This window comes from Amycolatopsis panacis, assembly GCF_003600245.1.
Classification (GTDB): domain Bacteria; phylum Actinomycetota; class Actinomycetes; order Mycobacteriales; family Pseudonocardiaceae; genus Amycolatopsis; species Amycolatopsis sulphurea.
Genome location: NZ_QZFV01000106.1, coordinates 18852 through 43118, shown reverse-complemented (window position 1 = coordinate 43118; position 24267 = coordinate 18852). Strand labels below are relative to the sequence as shown.

Sequence of the window (24267 nt, the reverse complement as noted above, 5' to 3'; positions counted from 1 at the left end):
CAGACTCAGAGTCCGTGAAGGGTCCCTTCACGGACCCGAAACCGGTCCGGCGCACGCCACGAGGTGGTCGCACACACCTCCGCATCGCCCACTGCCGGGCCCCCGACCAACTTTGCCGGGGCCCTGGACCTGGAGTCCGTGAAGGTGGCCTTCACGGATCGCTGCGGCGGTACTCGCTCGGGCTGCTTACCGGCCGGTGAGCAGCACGATCTGCACACCGGCCGACCGGGCGAACCGGGCGTGCGCGAGCAGTCCGGCGAGCCCGGCGGCGCCGGACGGGCTGGCGTACCGCCGGTGGCGGGCCAGCAATGACTGTGCGGCAAGGAGATCGTCGTCGGTGGCAGCGTGGACGGCGCCGCCGGATGCGGTGATCACGGTCAGTGCGCCGGGGCCGTGCAGGGCGTCCCAGTTGACCAATGGTTCATTGTGGACGGTGGTGACCACCTGGTCCGCGGGCAGTGTCCGGTACGGGCCGGGCCAGCTGGTCACGATCGGGTTGTTGCCGGGTGAGCCGACGCCGTGCACCGGCACGGGCCAGTCCAGCGCGGCGAGTTGCCGGCCGGCGGCGACGATGGTGGTGCCGTTGCCGGCCGGGATCCACAGTGCGGCGTCGGCTCCGCCGAGCATACGGTACACAGTGGACACGATCTCGCCGTGTCCACTGAGGACTGATTCCTGGTACGGGCCGTCGACGTTGCCGTCGGCGGCTTCTTCGGCCAGCGCCAGCCGGTGGGATTCTTCGACGGCGTCCTCGTAGCCGCCGCTGACGAACCGGACGTCGGCGCCGGCGGTTTCGGCGAACGAGCCGCCGTCGCCCCAGTCTGCGGGCAGGACCACGGTGCAGTGCAGGCCCGCGGCGGCGCAGGCGGTGGCCATGGCCCGGCCGTAACTGCCGCAGGAGCCGACGATGACCCGGTCGTGCCCGTCCGCGCGGGCCTTGGCGACTACGGCGCGGGCCGCGGGTTCCTTGTGGCTGCCGGAAGTGTATCGGGTTTCGTCGAGCAGGAGCACGCGGACGCCGGGCACGAGGTCGTCCACCAGCTCCGCCGAAGCGGGGACGGGACGGGTCTGGGACAGCACGGAAACCTCCTCTTCAGCGTCGGTGGGCAGCGAGTAGTTCGTCGGCCTCGCGCTGCAGGTCGTCGCGGGTGCCGATGGTGTCCGGGGGAACCGCGTCCGGCAGCTCGTCCTCGAGCAGCCGGAGCCGGGCGTTGCGCCAGCCGAGGAACGCCCAGGCCAGCTGGAGCACGCCACCGAGCACGATCAGCAGGGCGAGCCCGCGGCCGGGATCGCCGAACAGCGGCTGCACATAGCGTTCCGCCAGCGGGCCGACCACCAGGTAGCCCAGCGGCATGGTGAGCATCATCAGGGAGATGAACAGCGCGAGCACCCGGCCCTGCAGTTCGAGACCGACTTTCCCCTGCACGATCGCGATCCAGTGGCCGTCGGCCAGCGATTCGCCGAAGCCGACCAGGAACATGCCGAGCACGATCAGCGCCGGTACGGTGCTGACGCCGACGAGCACCATGGCCACGCTGCCGAGGGCCATCGAGATCAGCATGCCGTGCGTGCGCCGCTTCGTCCCGCCCCAGATGCCCATCACGACACTGCCGGCGAGGCCGCCGACGCCACCCGCGCCCAGCGCCACCCCCATCACCGACTCGGGCTGGTCGAGCAGCAGCATCGGTGTGATCACCGCGAAGCCCAGCGTGTAGAAGACGTGGTCGATGACGAAGAACCGGAGCGCGGCCCGCAACCCGGGCCGACGCATGATGTAGCGCCAGCCGTGGCGGATCTCGGTGCGGAAGTTCTCTTCACGGCGGCGGAACAGCAGGTTCGGAAACCGTGTGAACAGGAGCGTGACCGCGCCGACCGCGAAGGTGGCCATGTCGACAAGCAGCACGCCGCCCACGCCGAGCGGGCCGAGCAGCGCTGCGCCGAGCATGGGGGAGAAGACCTGGCCGACGCCGAGACCGAGCTGCCCGATCCCGCTGGCGTGCCCGAGATACCGCTTCGGCACGAGCTGGGCGACCGCCGCGAGGTAGGCCGGTCGTTGGAACGCGCTGGCCACCGAAGTGACGATCACCGCGAGGTAGACGTGCCACAGGTGCAGGCCGTCGCTGAGCATCAGGGTGGCCAGCGCGGCCATCGAAAGCCCGGCCGCGCTGTCGCTGGCCAGCATCACCCGGCGCCGGTCCCATCGGTCGGCGACCGCGCCGGCGAGTGGCCCGGCGAGGATGCCGGGCAGCAGGCCGACCGCGTTGACCAGCGCGAAATCGGTGGTCGACCCGGTATGCCGGAACACCCAGATGCTCAGCACCAGGGTGCTCAGCCCGCTGCCGATCATGGACAGGAACTGCCCGAACGCGACCAGTGCGAACTTGCGCAAATTCGGCGCGGCCGAGGACACCGGGGCCGGGCCGGCGGACGGGCCGCCGGTGACGAACCGGGTCAGCGCCGCGGCGAGGGGTTCCGCGTGGGTCTTGAGGAAGAAGTGCCCGGCCTGGGGGAGCACGGCGAGGCCGACTCCGCCGTCGGTGAAGTGCCGCCATTCCGCCTGGCGTTCCTGGTAATGCTCGGTCACCCGGTCGCGGGCGCCGACGACCGCGAGGATCGGCGCCTTCACCCGCTCGAACGATCCGCGGTAGGCGGCGGTGAAGTACTCCTCGGCGTCGCGGGCGTCGTGCCGGACGTTGCGGAGCACGAACGCCCGCTGGTCCTCGTCGTCGACGTCGGTGAACCCGCCGCGGGCGCGCAGGTAGGCGAGGTACTCGCGGTCCGAGGTGAACCGGTCGACCGGCAGGTGCCGGTAGATCCAGTCGAAGACCTTCCCCGGCAATCGCGCGGTCGGGAATCCCGCGCCGAGTGCGACCCCGGCCAGCCTCACCCCGGCCGCTTCGGCTCGCCGCGCGACCTCCACGGTCAGCGCGACGCCGAGGCAGTGTCCATAAAGGAGTATCGGTCCGTCGATTTCCCTTATCTCGCCGACAATCCGATCGGCGACCACGGAGGCCGGTTGCAATGCCTCGCCGGGCCGGGAACGGTCGTGGCCGGGCAGTTCCACCGCCCGCAGCGCCCAGCCGCCGGGCAATGCATCCGCGAGCGGCTGGTAGGCGACGGCGCTGCCGCCGGAATAGGGAATCGCCACGACGGTGTGACCGTTCGTGGTCGCGTCGCCCGTGGTCAGCCGGTGGAGCAGACGATCGTCGCCAGGCCCGGCCGTGGCGCGCTCGTCGAGGTGGGCGGCGAGCCGGCGGATGGTGGCGTGCCGGTAGAACTCGACCAGGCTGGGCGAAGGGTCGATGCGGCGGACGACCTTGAGTGCGGCGAACGAATCCCCGCCGAGTGCGAAGAAGCTGTCGTCGATCCCGGGTTCTTCGACGCCGAGCACTGCCGACCACGCGGCGGCAATACGGCATTCGGTCTCGGTACGGGCTTTTACTCCGGCGGTGTCCTCATCGGACGGTGCCGGTAGTGCGCGCCGGTCCAGTTTTCCGTTGGGGGTCAGGGGAAGGGCTTCGAGGGTGAGGATCCGGGCCGGGATCAGATGGCCCGGCAGGCTGTCCGCGAGCCCGTCGCGGAGAGCGGCCTCGTCGCTGCCGTCGCGGGTAACGACGTAGCCGATCAGCTGGGCGAGTCCGTCCGGCCGTTGACGGATGCCCGCGGCGGACGCGGTGACCTGGGGCAGCGTGCCGAGCGCGGCTTCGATCTCGCCGAGTTCGACGCGGTATCCGTTGACCTTGACCTGATCGTCGAGCCTGCCGAGGAAGTCGACCGTGCCGTCGAAGTGGTACCTCGCCGAGTCGCCGGTCCGGTACATCCGCGCGTCCGGAGTGCTTGCGAACGGATCCGGTACGAAGCGTTCCGCGGTCAGGTCGGGCCGGTTGTGGTAGCCGGGGGAGACGCCGAGGCCACCGAGATACAGCTCACCGACCACGCCCGCGGGCACCGGCCGGCGGCCGGAATCCAGTACGTAGACCCGGTTGTTCGGAAACGGCCTGCCGATCGGCAGCGGGGCGTCGGCGGCGAGATGCCCGGCCGGGCCTTCGAAGCGGACGTTGTCCACGGTGACTTCGGTGACGCCGTAGGAGTTCACCACCCGGTTGCCCGGACCGGCCAGCCGGCGGGCGAGTTCGTACTCCCGCACGTGCCACTTCTCGCCGCCGCCGATCAGAAGGTCCACAAAGGACAGGTCGGTACCGGTGCGGTCGGCATGGTCGAGCAGTGCCCGGAGGACCGCGGGCACGAGTTCGGTGCAGTTCACCTGTTCGGCCCGCATCAGCTCGTACAGGCCGGCCGGGTCGAGCAGGGTTTCCCGTGGGGCCACGACCAGGCGGCCGCCGCTGAGATGGGCGCGCAGGGTCTCGCCGACGAACATGTCGAACGAGAAGCTCGCCGCCTGCAGGTATGTCCACTCCGGACGGAGCCGGTAGGCCTGATGCCACATCCCGGCCGCGTGCACCAGATTCCGGTGCGTGACGACGACCCCCTTGGGCCGCCCGGTGGAGCCGGAGGTGTAGATGACGTACGCCGGATCGTCTCCCGTGTTGACGACGGGCAGCGCACTGTCGTCTTCGGACAGACCGGTGGCCAGATAGGACTCGTCGATCACCGCTGCGGGGTCGCTGTCGGCGAGCATGTAGGCCAGCCGATCCGGCGGATAGGCCGGGTCCAGCGGGACGTAGGCGCCGCCTGACTTGAGCACCGCCCACATCGCGATGAACAGGTCGACGCCGCGGTCCAGGTTGATCGCGACCCGGTGGCCAGGTCGTACGCCTTCGGTACGCAGCCGCCGGGCGAGCTGGTTGGCGCGGCGGTCGAGATCGGCGTAGCTGAGCGTGGTGTCGCCGACGGTCAGCGCGGGGGCGTCCGGCGCCGCTGCAACGCGGCGTTCGAGCAGTTCGTGCACGGTGGTCGTGTCCGGCACCGGGGCGGCGGTGTCGTTCCATTCGTGCAGGATGCGGTGGTGCTCGGCTTCGGTGAGCAATGGCAGCCGCGTGATCGGGGTTCGGGCGTCGGTGGTGGCCGCGTCGAGGAAGGTCACCAAGTGGTCCAGCAACGCTTCGATACGCCTGCTGTCGAAGAGTTCGGTGGCGTAGTCGGCGTGCAGAACCGCGCCGTCGTCCGGGAAATCGAGGGCGAGGGAGAGATCGACCATGCTGGCGGCCGGAGCGAGTTCGCCCGCATAGCGGACGACGTCGCCGGGTGCCGGGGTGTTGTGCACGGTCAGCATCACCGGGCTCAGCCGCTTGCCCGCGCCGGACCGGGCCAGCGCGGCCACCAGGTCCGGCAGGGCCAGGTTCTGGTGGTCGAGATCGTTCAGCACGGCGGTCCGGACGCGGGCGACGAGTTCGGCGAACGACGGCTCGCCGGTGACGTCGCCACGCAACGGGAGGACGTTCAGCGCAGGCCCGATCACAGAGGCCAGCTCGCTGGTAGGCCGCCCGGCCACCGGCGACAGCACCGTCAGATCAGTCCGCCCGGTGTATCGGCGGAGCACGGCCTGGAGTCCGGCCAGCAGCACCATGAACAGGCTCGCCCGTTGCCCGCCTGCGTAGGCGCGCAGTCGCTCCACCAGGGCGGGGTCGAGACGACGGGCGACGCGCTCGGCGGCGTGGGAAGGCGCGGCCGGCCGGGTGCGGTCGGTGGGCAGTTCGAGGTCGAGATCCGCGCCGGAAAGCCTTTCCTGCCAGTACGTCACGAGTGTTGGGTCGGCATTGGCGCGGGCGCTCAGCGCGGCGAGATCGGGGACCGGACCGGCCGGGGGCAGTGAGTGTGTCGCGGTGCCGAGTCCGGTTTGGTAGAGCACCGCGAGTTCCTGGCCGAACACCCCGGCGGACCAGCCGTCGAAGGCGAGATGGTGCACGATCAGGACCAGCTCGTCGCGGTTGAGGTAGGCGTGCGCGATCGGGCCGTGCCGGTAGTCGATTCCGGCGCGGTCCGGCTCGCCGAAGGTGAGCGGGATCGTCGCGTCCGGCTCGATGAGCAGGCTCGGCTCGGTCCCGTCGTCGGGGAAACGGGCTCGCAGCAAGGGATGCCGACGCGAGAGTTCGGCGAGAGCGCCAGTCAGGGCGGGTACGTCGACCGGAACTGTCCAGCGGTAGCGGATCCCCAGGGTGTACACCGGGAGATCGGCGCACAGCTGCTCGGCGATCCAGTAGTCGCGTTGCATCGGGTTCAGCCGCTGCGGGACCGCCTCGGCGAGCGTGGCGACGGAGGTCTCCGGACGTCCGGCGGCGTCGGCGATCACCCGGGCCAGCGCGGCGACAGTCGAGTCGGCATACCACTTCGTGAGTGTGAGTTCCGCGCCGTGCGCGCGGCGCAGGGCGGCGATCAGCCTTACCGTGTCGAGCGAATCGCCGCCGAGCGCGAGGAAGTCGTCCGCCGGATCGGTGACCGGGACGCCGAGCACGGTACCGAACAACGTTGCGGCGGCCTGTTCAGCGTCCGTCCACAAAGTGTCCGAAGTGGACTCTCCGGCGGAAACCCGGGCGGCCAGGGCGGTTTTGTCGATCTTGCCCTGCGGGTTCAGCGGCAGCCGGGTGTGCGGGATGAGCGCGCTCGGGACGAGGTGGGTGGGCAGCTGCCCGGTGAGGTGCTCGCGCACGGTGGCGAGGTCGATCGTGGGGTCGGTGACAACGTGCCCGATCAGCCGGGCGCGGCCGGTGCGGTCGTCGGCCACCACGACGGCGTCGGTCACGCCGCCGATCTCGCGCAGGGCCGCCTCCACCTCCGCCGGTTCCACCCGGTAGCCACGGATCTTCACCTGTTCGTCGAGCCGGCCGAGGAACTCCAGCTGCCCATCCACGGCGCGGCGGACCCGGTCGCCGGTGCGGTACTCGCGGCCGTGCTCCGGCGTCGTGACGAATCGTTCGGCAGTCAGCTCGGGGCGGTTGAGATAGCCTTCGACCACGCCGATGCCGCCGATCAGCAGCTCGCCGTCATCGCTGATCCGGCAGGTCACACCCCGGTGCGGGACGCCGATCGGGACCACGTCGCCGGACCATTCGGTGACGTCCGCGACGGTGGCGCCGACGGTGGTCTCGGTCGGGCCGTAGGTGTTGTACAGCCGTACTTCGCGACGCACCACGGACTGCCACTGCCGCACGGCGTCCGGGCGAGCGGTCTCGCCACCGATGATCACGCAGCGGATGCTGTCGGGCACCGCCGTTCCGTCGCGATCCAGCTCGGCGACGAGTTCGTGCCAGTACGCGGTCGGCAGATCCAGCACGGTGATCCCGAGCGCGGCACAGCGGGCCAGGAACAGATCGGGGCGGCTGATCATGTCGTCGTCGCGCAGGACCAGGGTCGCGCCGCGGATCAGCGGGCAGAAGACCTCCTCGACGCTCGTGTCGAAGCTCAGCGAGGCGAACTGCAGGATCCGGTCGCCCTCGGCGAAGCCGAACCGGTCCGCGAAGGCCTCGGTGAAGTCCGCCAGTGACCGCCGGCCGACGAGCACCCCCTTCGGTCGCCCGGTCGAACCCGAAGTGAAGATGACGTACGCCGGATTCTCCCGGGCAACGCTGTTCTCCAGCGGCTGCACGCCGTCTTCGGTGACGATCGCCCGTGGCCGGGTCTCCTCGATCATCATGGCCAGCCGGGCTTCCGGATAGACCGGGTCGAGCGGTACGTATCCGGCTCCGGCCCGCAGCGTCGCGAGGATGGCCACGATCGCGTCCCGGCCTCGCGGCAGGCGGATGCCGACGAGGTCGCCCGCGCGCACGCCTGCCTCGTCCAGCCGGCGCGCCATCTCGGCGACACAGTCGAGGAGGGTTTCATAGTCCAGTTCGCCGGCCGCGTCCACCAGCGCCACCGCGCGAGGGGTCAGCGCGGCCCGCGTGGCCACGGACGACCAGACGTCGCCGTCCACTGTGGAGGGAGGGGTAACGGTTCGGGTCACTGGCTCTCCTCGGCTCTCACATCGACCACGGCGTGGGCGTGCGGTCCCAGCGGTGTGCGCGCAGCGCGTCCAGCAGCTCCGGCGGCAACGGGTCCGCATCGGAGACCCGCAGGTTGGCGCGCACGTGCTCGGGACGGCGCATCCCGGGGATGACCGTGGAAACGGCCGGGTGGTGCAGGATGAACCGCAATGCCAGCTCCGGCAGGGTGATTCCGTCCGGAACCAGCGCACGCAGGGCGTCAGCGCGTTCGACGGTCGGTGGCAGGTTCTCCGGTCCGAAGTAGACGGCTCGCCAGTCTTCGGCCGGGAAAGACGTGTCCGCGGTGAGGGTGCCGGTCAGGGAACCTTCGTCGAACGGGACTCGCGCGATGATCGCGATGTCCTCTTCGAGCGCGCGGGGGAACAGCTCGTCCTCCGGTGCCTGGTCGAAGATGTTGTAGATGACCTGGATCGCGTCGATCAGCCCGGTGTCGAGCGCGGCGAAACAGTTCTCCGGTTCCCACCGGTTCACGCTGATGCCGAACCCGTCGATCAGGCCGTCTTCTTTGAGCCGGTCGATTGCGTCCTGCCAGCCGGGTTCGGCGGCCCAGCGGTCCTCCCAGACGTGGAACTGCAGCAGGTCGATCTTCGCCACGCCGAGGTTGTCGAGACTGCGCTTGGTGTAGTCCAGGATGTGCGCGGCCGGGAAGACGTCTTCGAGCGTGTCCTGCGGGCGCGGCGGCCATTCGCGGTTGAGCGGGGGGATCTTGGTGGCGATCCGCAGGTCCGCGTCCGGACGGCGGCGGCGCAGCTCGCCGAGCAGGCATTCCGATTTGCCGCGGCCGTAGACCCAGGCGGTGTCGAAGAACGTGCAGCCCAGGTCCGCCGCCAGATCGAGGGCGGTGGGCGCGACGTCGTAGTTCCAGCCGGTGAATCCGCCCGGTCCGCCGCCGATGCCCCACATGCCGTACCCGACTTCGCCGACTTGCCAGCCGAGCCTGCCCATGGTGCGATGCTTCATCCGTTTCTCCTGCTCCGGTCTTTTCGCCTCAGACACCGGCTCGTTCTTCCATCCGGCCGAAGTAGGCCGGGTTGTCCTGCAACAGGTTCTCCAGCACGGCACGCACGCTCTCCTCGTCGCCCGCGTCGCCGCCGCGGTGGTCGAGGACCGCCAGCAGCCTGCCCAGCTCGACGTCACCGGCCGCGGCGGCGGTGCGAAGTTCGGCGAGGAAGTGCAAACAGGACACTCGGTGCGTGACCCCGGCCAGCTCGTCGAAGTGCACCGTCCCCGGGCAATAGACGTGCCGCGTGCGGGCGCGATCGGGTGTGCCGAGTCCCGCGACGATGGCGGCGGCCACGGTGTCGACCGGGCTGTAGTCGGACCGGAGCACGGCCCGGGGTACCGCACCGAGCCGCCGGAACGCGGTGAGCAGCAGATGGGTCACCGCGTTCGGATTGGGTACCGGGACATCGGTGGCGGGCATGACCTCGCCCAGCCGCAGCACCGTCGACGGCAGGTCCGTCGCGGCCCGGACCAGCCGCTCGGCCACCCATTTCGACAGGCTGTACCCGCTCGTCGGCGGGGTGACTCCGGTGATGTCGATGTCCTCGGGCACCGCGCCGCCGTGGGCCACCGCGTGGTCGTACAGCACACCGAGCGTCGAAATGTGGTGCAGTGCAATGTCCCCGGCTTCCCGGGCGAGGCGGATGATCTCCGCGGTGCCCAGCACGTTCGGCTCGCGGTGCATACGGTAGTCGTAGACGAGATTGACCAGCGCTCCACTGTGGACGATCAGATCGCATTCCCGCACGAGGGAAAGCCAGCGGGCGGGGCTCAGGCCGAAACCGGGGCGGGCCAGGTCACCGGCGTACACCGTGGTCCGGGCGACGCAATCGGGATGAGCCAGCCGGTACTCGGCGAGCGTGGCGAGAAGCCGTTGCCGCGCATGGGCGTCGTCCCGGCCACGGACCAGGCAGATCACCCGGAGGCCGGTCCGGGCGAGGAGTTCGTGCAGTACCCGGGCGCCGACGAATCCGGACGCGCCGGTCAGCAGAACGGTACGTGCCGTGCTCCGGCGGGATCCGGGCCGTACGGCGGGGGTGCTGGGCGTGGCCAGGTCGGTGGCGACCAGCTCGGCCACCGGTGTGGGCGGCCGGTGGCGCGCGAGCACGGCGTGCAACGCGGTCGCGGTCGGATGCTCGACCAGATCGCGGACGCCGAGGTCTGCCCGGAACCGGATGTTCAGTTCCAGGACCGCGGAGATCGCCTGCAGGGAATTCCCGCCGGTGGCGAAGAAATCCTCGTCCGCGGCCAGGCGCGGGCGCCGGAGCACGGTCCGCAGGATCGCCAGCACGGGGTCGCCGGTCGCGACCGGAATCGGTTCCAGCTGCCTGCCCAGCCGGCGGCGGTCGATCTTGCCCGCGTCGGTCAGCGGAAGCTCGTCCACGACCTCGACGCGCTGCGGCAGGCTGCCCCGCGGCAGCCGGTCCCGCAGGTGGGCGAGCACTTCCGGGGCACCGGCCGTCCCGGTGACGGCCAGCACCAGCTCGCGATTCGCCGCGGGCCCGGCCGCGAGCGCGACCGCTTGCCGGACGCCGGGGCAGGTCAGGGACACGTTCTCCAGCTCGCCCGGTTCCACCCGGACGCCGCCGATCTTGACCTGATGGTCGATCCGGCCGGCGAAATGGAAGCGCCCGGCCGGATCGAGATACCCGAGGTCGCCGGTGCGGTACTGCCGCCCGAGCGGGGGCCGGGTGACGAACCGTTGCGCGGTGCGCTGCGGCTCGCCGTGGTACCCGGCGCCGACGCAGGTGCCGCCGAGAACGATCTCTCCGGTCGCGCCGGGCGGCAGGGGACGGCCTTCGGCGTCGACGATCATCGCGGTGCAGTTGTCGATCGGGCGGCCCAGCGGGATGTCGTCGCCATCGGCGGCGCGCACCTCGTGGAAGATCATTCCGATCGCGGCCTCGGACGGCCCGTAGGCGTTGGTGATCCGCAGGCCCGGCAGCAATTCCCGGAGGCGGTGCACGTCGCGGGGGTTGATCTGCTCGCCACCGACCACGAGGTGCCGCAGGGAACGCAGCCGGGTGGCGGTGGCCGGGCGCTGTTCCAGCAGGCGCAGCAGGGCGTTCAGCACGGCCGGGACGAAGTCGGTCACGGTGACCTCGTGCGATTCGATCACCTCGACCAGCTGCGGCAGGTCGAGGTGGTCCCCGGCGGCGGGGACCACGGTCGCACCGCCGGTGGTCAGCGGCCAGAAGAGCTGCCAGAACGCCGAATCGAAGGTGTGCCGGGTGTTCTGCAGCACCACTTCGCGGCCGGGCGCCGCGCCGAACCATCGGTCCATAAAGGACAGCCGGTTCGCCAGGCTGTGGTGGAAGTTCAAGGCGCACAGCGGGGTTCCGGTGGTGCCCGAGGTGTACACGCCGTAGCAGATCGCGTCCGGACCGGGCAGGGTGCCGAGCGGGGCACCAGCGCCGCGAGCAAGGGCGGAGACGGCGCGATCGCGGTGGGCGGCGGGTACGGTCTCCGGATCCGTGCACACCACGAGTGGGCTGTCCAGGAGATCCAGGACACGTTCGACGCGCTGCGCGGGCCAACGCGGATCGATCGGTACGTAACCCGCCCCGGCGAACATCACGGCCGCCCAGGACACCGGTAGCGCGAGACCGTCGGAGACCAGGACCGGTACCAATGCGGAGCCGCGGATCCGGGTGGCCAGCGCCTTCGCGCGGGTGACGAATTCCCGGTAGGTCAGTGTGCCGTCCGCGGCATACACCGCGATGGCGTCCGGAGTGGACAGCGCAGTGGCCTGGATCCGTTCCGGGACACTCCGATACGGACCGTTCTCCACGGCCGTCCCGGCGAGCGGGCCGAGCACCGCGGCCCGGGTCGTCTCGGACAGCGCTGCCGCGGCGTGGAGGTCCAGACCAGGATCGGCGAGCAGGGCACCGAGGATCTCACCGTGCATCTCCGCGACCGCCGACGCCGCGCGTTCCCAGGAATCGCCTGGTGGGCAACTGATTTCGGCGCACAGCCAACCCCGCTCGACGTGCACGCGGGCGACCGGCCCGGCGATACCGTCCGCGACGGTGCGGGTGTGCACCGTGATCACCGCGCCCCGATGGTCCTGCGCGGCGGCGGTTTTCGCCGACAGCGCGAGGTTGCGGTCGAGCCGCCGGGCCACTTCCGCGAGCGCCCGGACGGCAGCGTTCGCCGATGGTGCTTCGGTTGTGGCCGGGAAAGGGAGCCGGTGGGCTCCTGGGGCCGAGAAGACCCGATTGCCCGGATTCATACGGCCACCCAAGTGAATCCAGCGGTCCGGTGCGCGGCGGGCAGGCGACGGCTACCCGAACTTGATCTGAACGGTGGGCGTGGATGCTGTCGCCTGATCGCCTGCGGTGCCGATGATGCGGTCATGGACGCAGTCATTACGACAATCAGAGCAAGGAAAAGCGCGGCGGCCGCCGCGAGCCGCGCCGGGGTCGTGCTCCGGCCACTCGACTCCACTGCGGACAGTTTTGCGTGCGAACGGTTTCTCGGCGCGGTCTGGCGGACCGGTCCGTCCCGTCCGCCGATCGCGGCTGATGTGATCAAGGCCATCGCGGACGCGGGAAGCCATGTGTCCGGGGCGTTCGACGAACGCACGGACACCTTGCTGGGGGTCTGCATTGGACTGTGGGGCCCGCCGGACCGGCCCGGAATGCACAGTCACCTGGCCGGAGTGCTGGACTCCGCGCGGGGCAGGCAGATCGGTCTCGCGGTCAAACTGGATCAGCGCGCGCACGCCCTCGAAGCCGGCGTGTCGCGGATCACCTGGACCTTCGATCCTCTGGTGGCTCGCAATGCGTACTTCAACCTCGGCAAACTCGGTGGCACGGCAACGGAGTACCTGCCCGACTACTACGGGCGGCTCAGCGACGGACTGAACGGCACCGACGACACGGATCGATTGATGCTGCAATGGGATCTGCTCGATGACCGCGTGATCGCGGTGTGTGACGAAGGAATACCGGATGATCACCACAGTCCGGCCCCGTATGCTCTGTCGGCGGTCGAAGGCCGGCCGGTTTCCCATTCCGTCAAGGTAAAAAAGGTCATGGTCGCGGTACCTTCGGACATAGAAACGGTGCGGCTGAACGATCCCGTGCTCGCCGGGCAGTGGCGGGCGGCCGTGCGGGAGGTTCTCGGCGGACTGCTCGCCGACGGCGCCCGGGTGCTCGGCTTCGTCCGTTCGGCGGAGGCCTATCTGGTCGAATCGGGGGAATCGCGGTGAAAATCGACCGCGTCGTGCTGCGGCGGATCTCGCTGCCGCTGGTCCGTCCGTTCCGTACCTCGCTCGGTGTCGAGTACGAACGTCCGGCCTTGCTCGTGCACGTGACCACATCGGACAGTGAGGGCTGGGGTGAATGCGTCGCGGGCGCGGACGCCGGCTACTCCTCGGAGTACTTGGAGGGCGCTGAAGACGTCCTCGCCCGGCATCTGGTGCCTCCGTTGCTCGCGGCGGGGAACGTGACCGCGCAATCGGTGGCCCCGATGCTCGCCGGTGTCAAGGGACATCGGATGGCGAAGGCGGCGTTGGAGACGGCCGTGCTGGACGCGGAACTCCGTAGCTACGGCATGTCCTTCGCGACGAGCCTCGGCGCGGTGGCCGAGCGCGTGCCGAGTGGGGTGTCGGTGGGCATCATGGATTCGGTGCCGGAACTGCTCGACACGGTGGGCGGCTACCTCGACGCCGGGTACCGGCGGGTCAAGCTGAAGATCGAGCCGGGCTGGGACGTCGAGCCGGTCCGCGCCGTTCGAGAGCGGTTCGGCGAGGACCTGTCGTTGCAGGTCGACGCGAACGGGGCGTACGCGCTGGGCGACGCCCGCCACCTCGCCCGGCTCGACGGGTTCGGCCTGCTGCTGATCGAGCAGCCGCTCGACGAGGAGGACCTGCTCGGGCACGCCGAACTCGCCCGGCGGCTGCGCACCCCGATGTGCCTGGACGAATCGATCGTTTCCGCCCGTTCGGCCGCCGCGGCGATCACGCTGGGCGCCTGCCGGATCGTGAACATCAAACCCGGCCGGGTCGGCGGGTACCTCGAAGCCCGCCGGATCCACGATGTGTGCGCCGCACACGGGGTGCCGGTGTGGTGCGGCGGCATGCTGGAGACCGGGCTCGGCCGCGCCGGGAACCTCGCGCTCGCGGCGCTGCCGAACTGCACCCTCCCGGGTGACGTCTCGGCCTCCCGCCGGTACTACGAGACCGACCTGACCGAGCCGTTCACGCTGGTGGACGGGTACCTGCCGGTGCCGTCCGGGCCCGGCCTCGGGGTCACGCCGATCCCGTCGGTGCTGGCCGAGGTGACCACGGCGGTGCGCGAGCTGGGTACCTCGGCGGGCCGGAGAGTGTTGTGAAAGCGGTGCGGGCGGCGGACCCCTCGGACGCCCTCTCCCTCCGGGATCTCCTCCTCCTGAATTTCCCGCCCGCCGGCCCGGCCACCCCTCACGGGCGCTGGTGCTCGCCGACCAGTGTTGGCGGTCCGGCCGCCGCGAACGGGAGGCCCCTCATGTGAGGAAGCCCCCGATGTCGCGGGCGCTTGAATCCCGGGCCGCGCGGCCCCAGACTCGGCCCGAACGATCCCGACCGGAGGCCTGACGCATGAGCCCGCCCCTGCCCGAATCCTTCGCCCGGCATCTGGTTTCCGCCGACGGCGTGCGGATCCACTGCGCGGTCGGCGGGGACGGCCCGCCGCTCCTGCTGCTGCACGGCTACCCGCAGACGCTCGCGATCTGGCACCATGTCGCGCCGGCGCTGGCGGCCGAGTACACGGTCGTGCTCGCCGACCTGCGCGGCTACGGCGACAGCGACAAGCCTGCCCCGGGACCCGGCGACGAGGAGTACTCGAAGCGGACGATGGCGCGGGACCAGCTGCAGGTCATGGCGTCGTTGGGGTTCTCCCGGTTCGGCGTGGCCGGGCACGACCGCGGCGGCCGGGTCGGGCATCGGCTCGCCCTGGACGCACCTGGGGCGGTGTCCGCGCTGGCTGTGCTGGACATCGTGCCGACCCGGCACGCTTTCGCGCACGCGGACAAGGAATTCGGGCTCGGCTACTACCACTGGTTCTTCCTCGCCGCGGGCAACGGGATCCCGGAACGGCTGATCGGCGCCGACCCGGAATTCTGGATCACCGCCCGGATGCGCTCCCGCCACCACGGCGGCACCGCCTTCGACCCGGCCGCGATCGCCGAGTACGTGCGCTGCTTCGCCGATCCGGCCGCGATCGCCGCGTCCTGCGCGGACTACCGTGCCGCCGCCGGGATCGACCTCGTCCACGACGAGGCGGACGCCGGTCGCACCGTGACCGCGCCGGTCCTCGCGCTGTGGGGCGCGCACAGCTTCGTTGGCCGTAACTATGACGTAGCCGGGATCTGGCGCGATTACGCGGACGACTTGCGCGGACGGGCACTGCCGTGCGATCACTACCTCCCGGAGGAACAGCCGGATCTGGTCACCGGGGCGCTCCGGGAGTTCTTCCGCGCTTGACCGGCGTTCCCCCTGGTCTATGCAACGTAATGTGTGACATTGTACAGTCGGGGGATGGGCCAGTATCCTCGCCGGAGGGTTCGTCGATGACCGACGTCGTGGTGATCGGCGGCGGGATGGTCGGCGCTGCGTGCGCGTACTACTGCGCCGAGGCGGGGCTGCGGGTCACCGTGGTCGAACGCGGCAGTCCGGGCGGTGGCTCGACCTCCGCGTGCGAGGGCAATCTGCTGGTTTCGGACAAGGAGCCCGGTCCGGAGCTGGATCTGGCGCTGGTCTCGTCGCGGTTGTGGCGGGAGCTGGCCGCGCGGCACGGCGCCGAGACCTTCGAATACCAGGCCAAGGGCGGGGTCGTCGTGGCGACCTCGGCGGAGACGGCCGTCGGCCTGGCCGAGCTGACCGCGGCGCAGCGAGTGTCCGGAGTGGACGCCGAGGACGTGACCGCGGCCGAATTGCGTGAGCTGGAGCCGAACGTCACCCCGTCCGCGGTCGGCGGCGCCTACTACCCGCAGGACGCTCAGGTCCAGCCGATGCTCTCCGCGGCCCGGTTGCTGCAGCACGTACGTGCGCAGGGCGGGCGCGTGCTGACCGGCACCACCGTGACCGGTTTCGTCCGCGGTCCCGGCGATGCCGTGCTCGGCGTGCGCACCGACTCGCCCGCCGCGCCGCAGGTGCTCGGCGAGGCCACGGTGAACGCCGCCGGCACGTGGAGCGGACAGCTCGCCGAGCTGGCCCGCGCGCCGGTCCCGGTCTTGCCGCGCAAGGGTTTCGTCCTGGTCACCGAGCCGCTGCCGCGGGTGGTGCGGCACAAGGTGTACACCGCCGAATACGTGGCGAACGTCGCCAGTAGCGACGCCGGACTGGAGACCTCGGTGGTCGTCGAAGGCACCGGCGCCGGGACGGTCCTGATCGGCGCCAGCCGGGAACGCGTGGGTTTCGACCGGTCCTTCTCCCTCCCGGTAGTGCGCCGGCTGGCCGCCCAGGCGATCGAGATTTTCCCTTTCCTGGCCGAGGTTTCGCTACTGCGCACCTACCTCGGATTCCGGCCGTACTGCCCCGATCACCTCCCGGTGATCGGCGCCGATCCGCGCGCGCCGGGATTGTTCCACGCCACCGGGCACGAGGGCGCCGGCATCGGACTGGCCCCGGCGACCGGGTCGCTGATCGCCCAGCTGATCACCGGGTCCGCCCCGGTCCTGGACCCGGCCGCCTTCCGGCCGGAACGGTTCGAGGAGGCCACGCCGTGATCGAATTCCGCTTCGACGGGGAGCCGATCCGCGCCGAACCCGGCCAGACCGTCGGCGCCGCCCTCGTCGCCGCCGGACGGCGCCACTGGCGCACCACCCGCCGCGACGCCGCCCCGCGCGGCCTGTTCTGCGGCATCGGCATCTGCTTCGATTGCCTGGTCACCGTGAACGGCCACCCGAACCGGCGCGCCTGCCTGACCGAGGCGGCCGCCGGCGACCAGGTCACCACCCAGGAGGGAACCGGGCGGGATGATCTTGCATGCTGAGGCCGGGGAGGTGTCGTGACTTCACCTGCAGTGCTTGAGGATGACGTCGCCGTGCTGGATTCCCGGCTTGCGGCGGTCCGGGGAAGGGAGCGGCCACGATGACCTCGTCTGCTGCCGAGCCCGGCTACGACCTCGCCGTGCTCGGTGCCGGGCCCGCCGGTCTCGCGGCGGCGGTCCGGGCGGCCACGGCGGGTGCCCGCGTCGTGCTGATCGATGCCGGGGCACATCCCGGCGGCCAGTACTGGCGGCATCGCGGTCCCGCGGATTCCGGTGCGCTGCACCATGACTGGCGAACGTTCCAGGCCCTGCGCGACAGTCTGCCCGGCCGGGTCGAGCACCTCGCGCGGCACACCGTGTGGCAGGTCGGGCGGTACGAACACGGGCTGGAGATCCACACGGTGCACGAAGGCAGCGCGCACCGTGGCAGCAGCGACGCCGCGCACAGGCGCGGCGCGTACGAAGGCACCGTGCGCGACAACACCGTGCGCAGGGGCACCACGTGTGATGAGCCCGCGCGCGAGGGCACGCTTTGTGGGGACGCCACGCCCGACCACCCCACGGGCCACACCGAACGCTGCCTCCGCGTGTCCGCGCTCGTCGTGGCCACCGGTGCTTACGACCGGCAGTTGCCGTTTCCCGGCTGGACCCTGCCCGGGGTGTACACCGCCGGGGGCGTGCAGTCTCTCCTCAAAGGACACGGCGTGCTCGCCGGGCGGCGGATCGCGGTCGCCGGGACCGGGCCGTTCCTGCTCGCGGTGGCGGCCGGGCTGGCCGAATCCGGTGCCGAGGTCGCCGGGGTGTTCGAGGCCGGGCACCCGGCCGGGTTCGCCCGTTTCCCCGGTGCGCTGGCCGTCAACGCGGCGAAACTGGCCGAGGGCGCGGGATTCCTCGCCACGATGGCCCGGCACCGGATCCCGTACTATTCGCGCACCACTGTCCTCGCGGCGCATGGGAAGGGCGAGCTGAGCGGAATCACCACCGCCCGGCTCACCCCGCGGGGCAAGCTCGTGCCCGGCAGCGAGTCCGAAGTAGACTGTGACACGCTCGCCGTCGGCTACGGGTTCACGCCCCAGCTGGAGATCCCGCTGCAACTCGGCTGCGAAACCCGGCTGGACGAGGACGGCAGCCTCATCGCCGTCGCCGATCACCGGCAGCGCAGTACCGGCGATCGGGTCTACCTGGCCGGAGAGGTCTGCGGGGTGGCGGGCGCAGCCGCGTCCGTTGTGGAGGGTCATCTCGCCGGAATCGCCGCGGTGGAAGACGTTCTCGGCATCGCACCGGATCCGCGCGAGCTGCGCGGGCTCCTGCGGCAACGTCGGGCGCGGCATTCCTTCGCCCGGGCGATGCACCGGACGTTCCCGGTCCCGCCGGGCTGGACCGACCGGCTCACCCCCGCCACCGTGGTCTGCCGCTGCGAAGAGATCGACGCAGCCACGATCGCCGCGGCGGCCACCGAACTCGGCGCCACCGACCCACGCGCGGTCAAGCTCTACGCACGACCGGGCATGGGCCTGTGCCAAGGCCGCGTCTGCGGCTACGCGACCAGCTGCCTGACCGCCGCTCGCGAGAACCGGACGCCCACCGCCGAAGAACTGCGCTCCCTGGCCGCCCGCCCGATCGCGAGCCCGGTCACGCTCGGCATGCTCGCTCAGCGTGATTGTTCACCGGATGAGTGAGTGCACCTGCCGACGTGGCGCAGGGAAACAGGGCTGGTGGTCGGTGGTGCAGGTCCGCGCGGCCGCCGCCGGGTTGCGCGGTGGTAGACGCTGATCTCACCGCGGAGGGGGAAAACGGTGACGGGGCTGATGGTCGGTGGCGCGGTTGCGTGTGGCCATGGCCGGGTTGTCCGGTGGTAAGCGGTGATCTCACTGAGGAGGCGGAACCGTGAGGGCCCGGCGGCCGGTGGCGCATATTCGCGTGTGGCAGCGGCCGGGTTTGTCGGGCGGCAGGCGGTGATCCCATCGCGGAGACGGAAACTGTGACGGCCCAGCGGCCGATGGCGCGGGCTCGCGTGTGGCTGTGCCGGGTTGTCCGGCGGCCAACGGCGGTCCCACCGACGGGGAAAACAGCGTAGGAGGCGGTGGCTCAGATTCGCGTGCGGCCATGACCGGATTGTCCAGCGGCAGGCGGTAATCTCGCCGCTGAGGCGAAACCGCGGCGGCCGGTGGCGCGCGAGGGAAACGATGCCGGGCCGGTGGTCGACGGCGCGGATTCGCGTGCCGCCGCGGCCGGATTGTCCAGTGGCAGGCGGTGATCCCCACCAACGAGGTGGAAACGAGCCGGCGCCCGGTGGCGCAAGGCTCGCGTGCCGCCGCGGCCGGGTCGTCCAGCGGTCAACGGCGACCTCACCACGAATGTGGCTTCGCCCGTGACGTCCGCGCCGCCCCAAGGCGCACCGCCGAGAATCAGGATGTCCACCCCGCCTCGCCTACCTGGATCCGCTCCGGTCGCCGGGTCGCGCATCGGGAGGGCAACGCCGGGCGCACCGGTGATCGTGCGGCGGGCTGGTCCGTGCGAGCCGTGGGGAACAGGTGCAGCGCGGCCAGGAACCGATCCGGGTCGTGGCGCCCGGCCGGTAGGTCATGGACGCGACCAACCCGCGCGCCGGAGGAGCCCCGGCCTGACGAGCGGCGACATCCGGGTCCCGCCGGACGCGCCGGGTGCCTGCAAGATCCGAAAACCACGGCCGGGCACCACATCCGCCGAGGAGGCCGGCCCGGCGAGCGGGGGGCAGGATCGAAGCGTCCGCCCCCAGCCGCTACCGAGACCCGGCGCGCGGGCCGGGCACCGGAGACACGGGTGCCCGGCCCGCGAACGGTTTCAGTCCCGGCGGTCGCGGCTGCGGCCGAAGAGCAGCCGGTAGATGATCAGGATCACCAGCGAGCCGGCGATCGCCAGCCCCCAGGTCTTCAGGTCGAAGAAGGTACCGAGGTTGCGATGGAAGACCGTCTTGCCGATCCATCCGCCGAGCAGCGCGCCGCCGATGCCGAGCAGGATGGTGATGATGCAGCCGCCCGGGTCCTTGCCCGGCATCAGTATTTTCGCGATGACGCCGGCGACCAGGCCCAGCACGATCCAGCCGATAATGCCCACGACTGTCCTCTCGTTCGACTCACTGTCTGGATGATCAGGATGTCATACCCGGCTGGGGCGAAGCGCGTCAGAGTGAGCCAGGAGAGCAGGTGCCGAATGGTTGCCTCCGGCGTCCGTGACGTAGGTCACGAGTGCCCCTGAGGGCATGGTTATGGCGGCGGGACCGGTTGCCGGTCTTCGGGTCCGGTGGCGCATTGGACACTGTGGACCGCGCAGCGCGTCGGTCAGGAGCGGCAGAGCAGGGCGTCCGGCTCCCCGTTCGACCCCACCCTTGTCGTGGCGGCGACACCGGCGACGTACTCGTCCGATGTGCACTGTCCTTTGTAGTGTCCCGAGGCGAAATCGCCACCGGGCTCGCCGCCGGGACGGTTGTCGCCGCGGTCGAACCAGGCCGTGCGGCCGTGGTGGCCCAGGGGAGTGGCCGAGCGGCCGCACAGCACTGCCGACACGGCCGCGCCCTCGACGCTGTAGCCGACCACGGCGTGATCCGGTGGGCATTGCCGTTTCGTGTAGCCCCGCGCCCAGTCTGTGTCCACAGAGGACTCATCGGTGACGGTGGTGTACTCGCCGGGAGTGGCCAGTGTGCCGGTGCAGAGGCCCCGGTTTCCGTTGTGTGCCAGCCCGGTGAGCCGCTGGCCGTCGGGGCAGGTGGCCTTGCGGGCGCCCGGATCCCAGTCCGGCTTCGCGCGCATCGCCCGTGACGCCGGGAAATCCCCGTAGTCGAGGTCGAGCAGCGACCAGTGCTCGGCGGGCGGGATCTGCCCGGTCCGCGACGGTGCGTCGATCAGCCTGCGCCAGGCCGGGCCGCGCCAGTCGGTGCCGTCGAGGATGTCGGTGCGCCCGCCCGCGCCGTCCCACGCGAGCAGGGACCAGCCGTCGTCCTCGCCGGCGGTCCGGAAGCCGACCGCGGGCCAGTAGGCGAAATCGGTATCGGTTTCGGCGAGGTATCCGAGGAAGTTCTCGAACCAGGCGCGCGATGCCTTGTCGGTGGTGCCCCGGCCTTCCCCGAATTCGCTGATCCACAGTGGAGCGCTGTAGTGCTTGTCGGTTTCCGCGGAGACGAAGAATGCCTGCCGGTACAGCACATCCCGCAGCTGTTGCGGGGTCAGGTCGCGGTAGCGCGGATCGTGCGTCTCGCCGATGCCGGTCGCCCCGGAATGGTTCGGGCCGGTGTAGCCGTAGAAATGCGCTGAATAGACCAGTTTTCCGGAGTCGACGAGCGTGTGCGACAGCGTGCGGGCGGGCTCCAGCGTGGGCCTGCCGTGCGGCAGCCCGTCCACCGGCAGCCCGGTCCAGTTGATCCCTTCGACGATCATCAGCAGATCCGGGTTCGCCTCGGTCAGGATGCGGTCGGCGATCTGCCGGCTCGCGCGCTGCCAATCCGTGCCGTTGCCCTGTCCCCAGCCGGGGTCCTCGAACACGGAGCGGCGGACCTCGTTGTACAGATCCGCGCCGACGACGCGTTTGTTCGCGGCGTACCGGCGGGCCATGAACAGCCAGTCGTCCTGCCACTGCTGCTCGGTCTGCGAGGTGTTCCAGCGCTCGTTGCCGTCGAGCCCGCAGCACCAGCGCGAAGTGGTGGTGTGATTGTTGAGAATGACCGCGAAACCGCGCGCGGTCAGCCGGTCCACCACGCGGTCGTAGACCTGCAACGGGGTCAGCCCGCGCAGTTGCGGGTTGGCGGGCAGGTCGGGCACCGGGTTCGCGTCGTGGATCATCGCGTTGGAGAACTGCAGGCGCACGCTGGTGAGGCCCAGCGCGGCCAGCCCGTCGATGACCGTGCCGATCGAGGCCCGGTCCAGCCCGAGCGGGGTCTGGTAGGCGATCTCGCCGCCGTGGTGACTGGCCGGATCGGCGGGGTCACCGGAACCGTTCCATGTGCCGCTCGCGCCGTGCCAGTTGGCCGCCTTCAGCTTGAACCGGTTGCCCTCGGCGTCGACGATGTACCGGCCGCGCGTGCTCAGCGGCGCCACCCAGCCTGCCGGATCCCTCCCGGCCGCCGCACTCGCCGGTGGCGGCGCGACGACACCGATGGTCACGAGGACTGCACACAGCGCACCCAGAATCCGCACGCACAGAGGGTAGCCAGCCGGATGCCGGGTATGTACCGGCGAAAAGTAGCGTACGTGTACGGCAATTCTCCAGACCGAACTACGCCGGACAAAGTCTTGATCGCGCCACGCTGCTGCTCTCCGGACCGGTCGAACCCGATCGGGTCACCACGTTCGCCCGGTGTGGGGTAAACCGGTCCCTGCCCGGCAGGCTTGCTGCGAAGTGTCTCGGCCGCGGTCAGGCAGTCGTCTCGTCCGGTACCGGCTCGACCCGGCGGCGGGGCAGGCAGAACTCGTTGCCTTCCGCAACACCTCACATGTGACATCTTTGTGCAGCCATCGGGTTTCGCGTGCGTCACCCGTCTGCTCCTGTTTGGTCGCCGGACGCATTAGCTGTCGCGCGACGAGAAGCCCGCTGTTTCGCTCGCTCGTGCGCTTCACGCAGCAGTGCGACGACGGTGGATGTCGTCCGGGCGCTGGGTTGACCACAGCGATCCAGCCGAGTGCTCCATAGACCGGGTGCGGAAGGATTAGATCTGATGCGCTGAAGTCGCGTGGGGCAGCGTGCCGACGATCCTCGCCTGTGAGCTCGGTGGCCTTGGCTTTGCCGACGTGGATGTTCACCCTCCAGCGGCCTGCCGGATCAAGGTTGGACTGTGTGTCGCCGGGATAATCCTTGGTCACGATCGTGGCGTAGGGCTGGACTCGATCTGGGATCTTCCCGTCGGGAGCGAAGTAGAAAAAGTGGTCGCCCCATGCGATCTCAGGAACCGCGCTGCCTTCGGTAGGAGCGAGTTCCAGGACGCCGTCGAAGTTACGGATCGCATCGAGGAGCTGTTCCATAATCATGCCTGAAGTATGAAGTTGAAGTGCTAGTGGAGGGTTGGACCGTGGGCGCTACGAGCACCGCGCGGGCAGCACGGCTCACAACGGCCGCGGTCTCGGCGGCATCGGGGTACTCGGTGCAGCAGATCCGAGACCTCGAAGCTCTGGGAGTCATCCCACCGGCACCCCGAGCAGTGAATGGGTACCGCGAGTTCTCCAGCGAACACGTGCGTGGTCTACGCGCTTACCGCAACCTTGCCACCGCAATCGGACCGGTCCGAGCTCGGCAAGCGCTGCGCGAGGTGCGCATGGTCCCGCGCGATCAGGCGGTTTCTCTGCTCAGCTCATTCCACGTGGCGCTCGCGCGAGAACGAGACGACGCTCTCGCTGCGCAAGGAGCACTCCAGATGATCCGCGCTGAAACATCGGTCGAGGCGGAACCGACCGCCGAGGACTCTATGACGATCACCGAGCTCGCCAGCGCTCTCGGCGTCCGCACCTCGGCGCTTCGCTTCTGGGAGAAGGTCGGGCTTGTCGCCCCGGAACGAGTCACATTGCGGGCGGGCTCCGCGCGACGATATCCCGTCCGCGCGATCCGCGAGGCCCGGATCACAGCTGCGCTCAGGGCGGCCGGCTACCGCATCCCCGAGGTTCAGCACGCGATGACCTCCATCCGCCAACTTCAAGACGTCGACGACCCACTCAAGGCCCTGGAATCCCGGATCGATGCGATCGCCAAGCGGACACTCGCCCTGCTGTGGGCTGGCGCCGACATCGCCGACATCATCACCACCGCCTAATAGCCGAGCCGAGCGTTTGTAACCGCCGTCGGACCGTTCATTGCAGGCATGGCTCGTTGCCTTCCGGGTCGGCGAGCACGTGCCACGATTCGCCGCCGCGCTGGCCGACATCGGCGGTGCGGGCGCCCGCGGCCAGCAGCCGGCGCAGTTCCGCGTCCTGGTCGCGGTCGGTCGGGTTGACGTCGAGGTGCAGGGGCAGTTTGCCACGCCGTGGATCGGTGCTGTGGCTGAGGATCAGGGTCGGCTGCGGCCCGCCGAAACCGCGGCCGGGCGGGCCGATCTCGATGTTCGGGCCCTCCCGGTCGAGTTCGACGTAGCCGAGGACTTCGCACCAGAAGCCGGCCAGCCGCTGCGGATCGGCGCAGTCGAGGACGAGTTCGGTGATCCGGCAAGCCATGCGGCGACGCTACCGGCCGGTGGCGGGCGGGAGAAGCGGGTTTCCCCGGTGCTCGTGGTCAGCGGGCGTGACGGGTTTGTGGCGCTTCGTGGTACACCGCCGGAATTCCTCTTGGCCGGATCCGGTCCCGGTCGAGACTTCGGGTAAACCGGCAGCTCAGCCGCTCGTGCTGTAGTAGGCTCC

Annotated in this window: 15 protein-coding genes; 7 read left to right on the top strand and 8 right to left on the bottom strand. The window is 70.4% G+C overall.

What is annotated here, in order from left to right; translation table 11 throughout:
* Positions 1-186: 186 nt before the first annotated feature.
* From D5S19_RS22880 to D5S19_RS22865, 4 genes are read right to left on the bottom strand one after another with little or no spacing between them, the layout of a single operon-like run.
* The gene (locus D5S19_RS22880; RefSeq protein ID WP_233574097.1) at positions 187-1080 is read right to left on the bottom strand and encodes a pyridoxal-phosphate dependent enzyme; all 894 of its coding nucleotides are present in this window, start codon (positions 1078-1080) and stop codon (positions 187-189) included.
* Between the two features lie 13 nt (positions 1081-1093).
* Positions 1094-7900 carry a non-ribosomal peptide synthetase/MFS transporter gene (locus tag D5S19_RS22875; protein WP_120025459.1) on the bottom strand — a complete coding sequence of 2269 codons (6807 nt, stop codon included), beginning with the start codon at positions 7898-7900 and terminating at the stop codon, positions 1094-1096.
* A 16-nt stretch (positions 7901-7916) separates the two neighbouring features.
* Entirely contained in the window at positions 7917-8900 is a 984-nt protein-coding gene (locus tag D5S19_RS22870; RefSeq protein WP_120025458.1) for an aldo/keto reductase, read from the bottom strand.
* A 28-nt stretch (positions 8901-8928) separates the two neighbouring features.
* Positions 8929-12066 carry a non-ribosomal peptide synthetase gene (locus tag D5S19_RS22865; protein ID WP_233574096.1) on the bottom strand — a complete coding sequence of 1046 codons (3138 nt, stop codon included), beginning with the start codon at positions 12064-12066 and terminating at the stop codon, positions 8929-8931.
* A 231-nt stretch (positions 12067-12297) separates the two neighbouring features.
* Between D5S19_RS22865 and D5S19_RS22860 the strand changes: the two genes are divergently transcribed.
* From D5S19_RS22860 to D5S19_RS22835, 6 genes are all read left to right on the top strand, one after another.
* Entirely contained in the window at positions 12298-13155 is an 858-nt protein-coding gene (locus D5S19_RS22860; protein WP_120025456.1) for a hypothetical protein, read from the top strand.
* On the top strand, positions 13152-14279 hold the full coding sequence (gene menC, locus D5S19_RS22855; RefSeq protein WP_120025455.1) for an o-succinylbenzoate synthase: 1128 nt from the start codon (positions 13152-13154) through the stop codon (positions 14277-14279). Before D5S19_RS22860 ends, menC begins: the two co-directional genes overlap by 4 nt.
* Before the next feature lie 244 nt (positions 14280-14523).
* Positions 14524-15408: an alpha/beta fold hydrolase gene (locus D5S19_RS22850; protein ID WP_120025454.1), complete on the top strand. Its 885-nt coding sequence runs from the start codon at positions 14524-14526 to the stop codon at positions 15406-15408.
* A gap of 86 nt (positions 15409-15494) precedes the next feature.
* Positions 15495-16652, top strand: a complete 1158-nt coding sequence (locus tag D5S19_RS22845) for an NAD(P)/FAD-dependent oxidoreductase (RefSeq protein WP_120025453.1) — start codon at positions 15495-15497, stop codon at positions 16650-16652.
* The gene (locus D5S19_RS22840) at positions 16652-16918 is read left to right on the top strand and encodes a (2Fe-2S)-binding protein (protein WP_407641777.1); all 267 of its coding nucleotides are present in this window, start codon (positions 16652-16654) and stop codon (positions 16916-16918) included. The genes D5S19_RS22845 and D5S19_RS22840 overlap by 1 nt, the downstream gene beginning before the upstream one ends.
* A 98-nt stretch (positions 16919-17016) precedes the next feature.
* Positions 17017-18594, top strand: a complete 1578-nt coding sequence (locus tag D5S19_RS22835; RefSeq protein ID WP_120025451.1) for an NAD(P)/FAD-dependent oxidoreductase — start codon at positions 17017-17019, stop codon at positions 18592-18594.
* 1144 nt (positions 18595-19738) lie between these two features.
* Here D5S19_RS22835 and D5S19_RS22830 read toward each other — a convergent pair.
* The 3 genes from D5S19_RS22830 to D5S19_RS22820 form a co-directional block, all read right to left on the bottom strand.
* Positions 19739-20011, bottom strand: coding sequence for a GlsB/YeaQ/YmgE family stress response membrane protein (locus D5S19_RS22830; RefSeq protein WP_120025450.1), 273 nt, complete (start codon positions 20009-20011; stop codon positions 19739-19741).
* Between the two features lie 224 nt (positions 20012-20235).
* Positions 20236-22083 carry a glycoside hydrolase family 5 protein gene (locus D5S19_RS22825; RefSeq protein WP_120025449.1) on the bottom strand — a complete coding sequence of 616 codons (1848 nt, stop codon included), beginning with the start codon at positions 22081-22083 and terminating at the stop codon, positions 20236-20238.
* Positions 22084-22227: 144 nt separating this feature from the next.
* The gene (locus D5S19_RS22820; protein WP_199730643.1) at positions 22228-22911 is read right to left on the bottom strand and encodes a DUF6194 family protein; all 684 of its coding nucleotides are present in this window, start codon (positions 22909-22911) and stop codon (positions 22228-22230) included.
* A 284-nt stretch (positions 22912-23195) separates the two neighbouring features.
* On the opposite strand from D5S19_RS22820, the gene D5S19_RS22815 reads away from it, so the two are divergent.
* Positions 23196-23687, top strand: coding sequence for a MerR family transcriptional regulator (locus D5S19_RS22815; RefSeq protein ID WP_233574095.1), 492 nt, complete (start codon positions 23196-23198; stop codon positions 23685-23687).
* Between the two features lie 37 nt (positions 23688-23724).
* On the opposite strand, the gene D5S19_RS22810 is transcribed toward D5S19_RS22815, so the two are convergent.
* Positions 23725-24084, bottom strand: a complete 360-nt coding sequence (locus D5S19_RS22810) for a VOC family protein (protein ID WP_120025447.1) — start codon at positions 24082-24084, stop codon at positions 23725-23727.
* Positions 24085-24267: the final 183 nt, after the last annotated feature.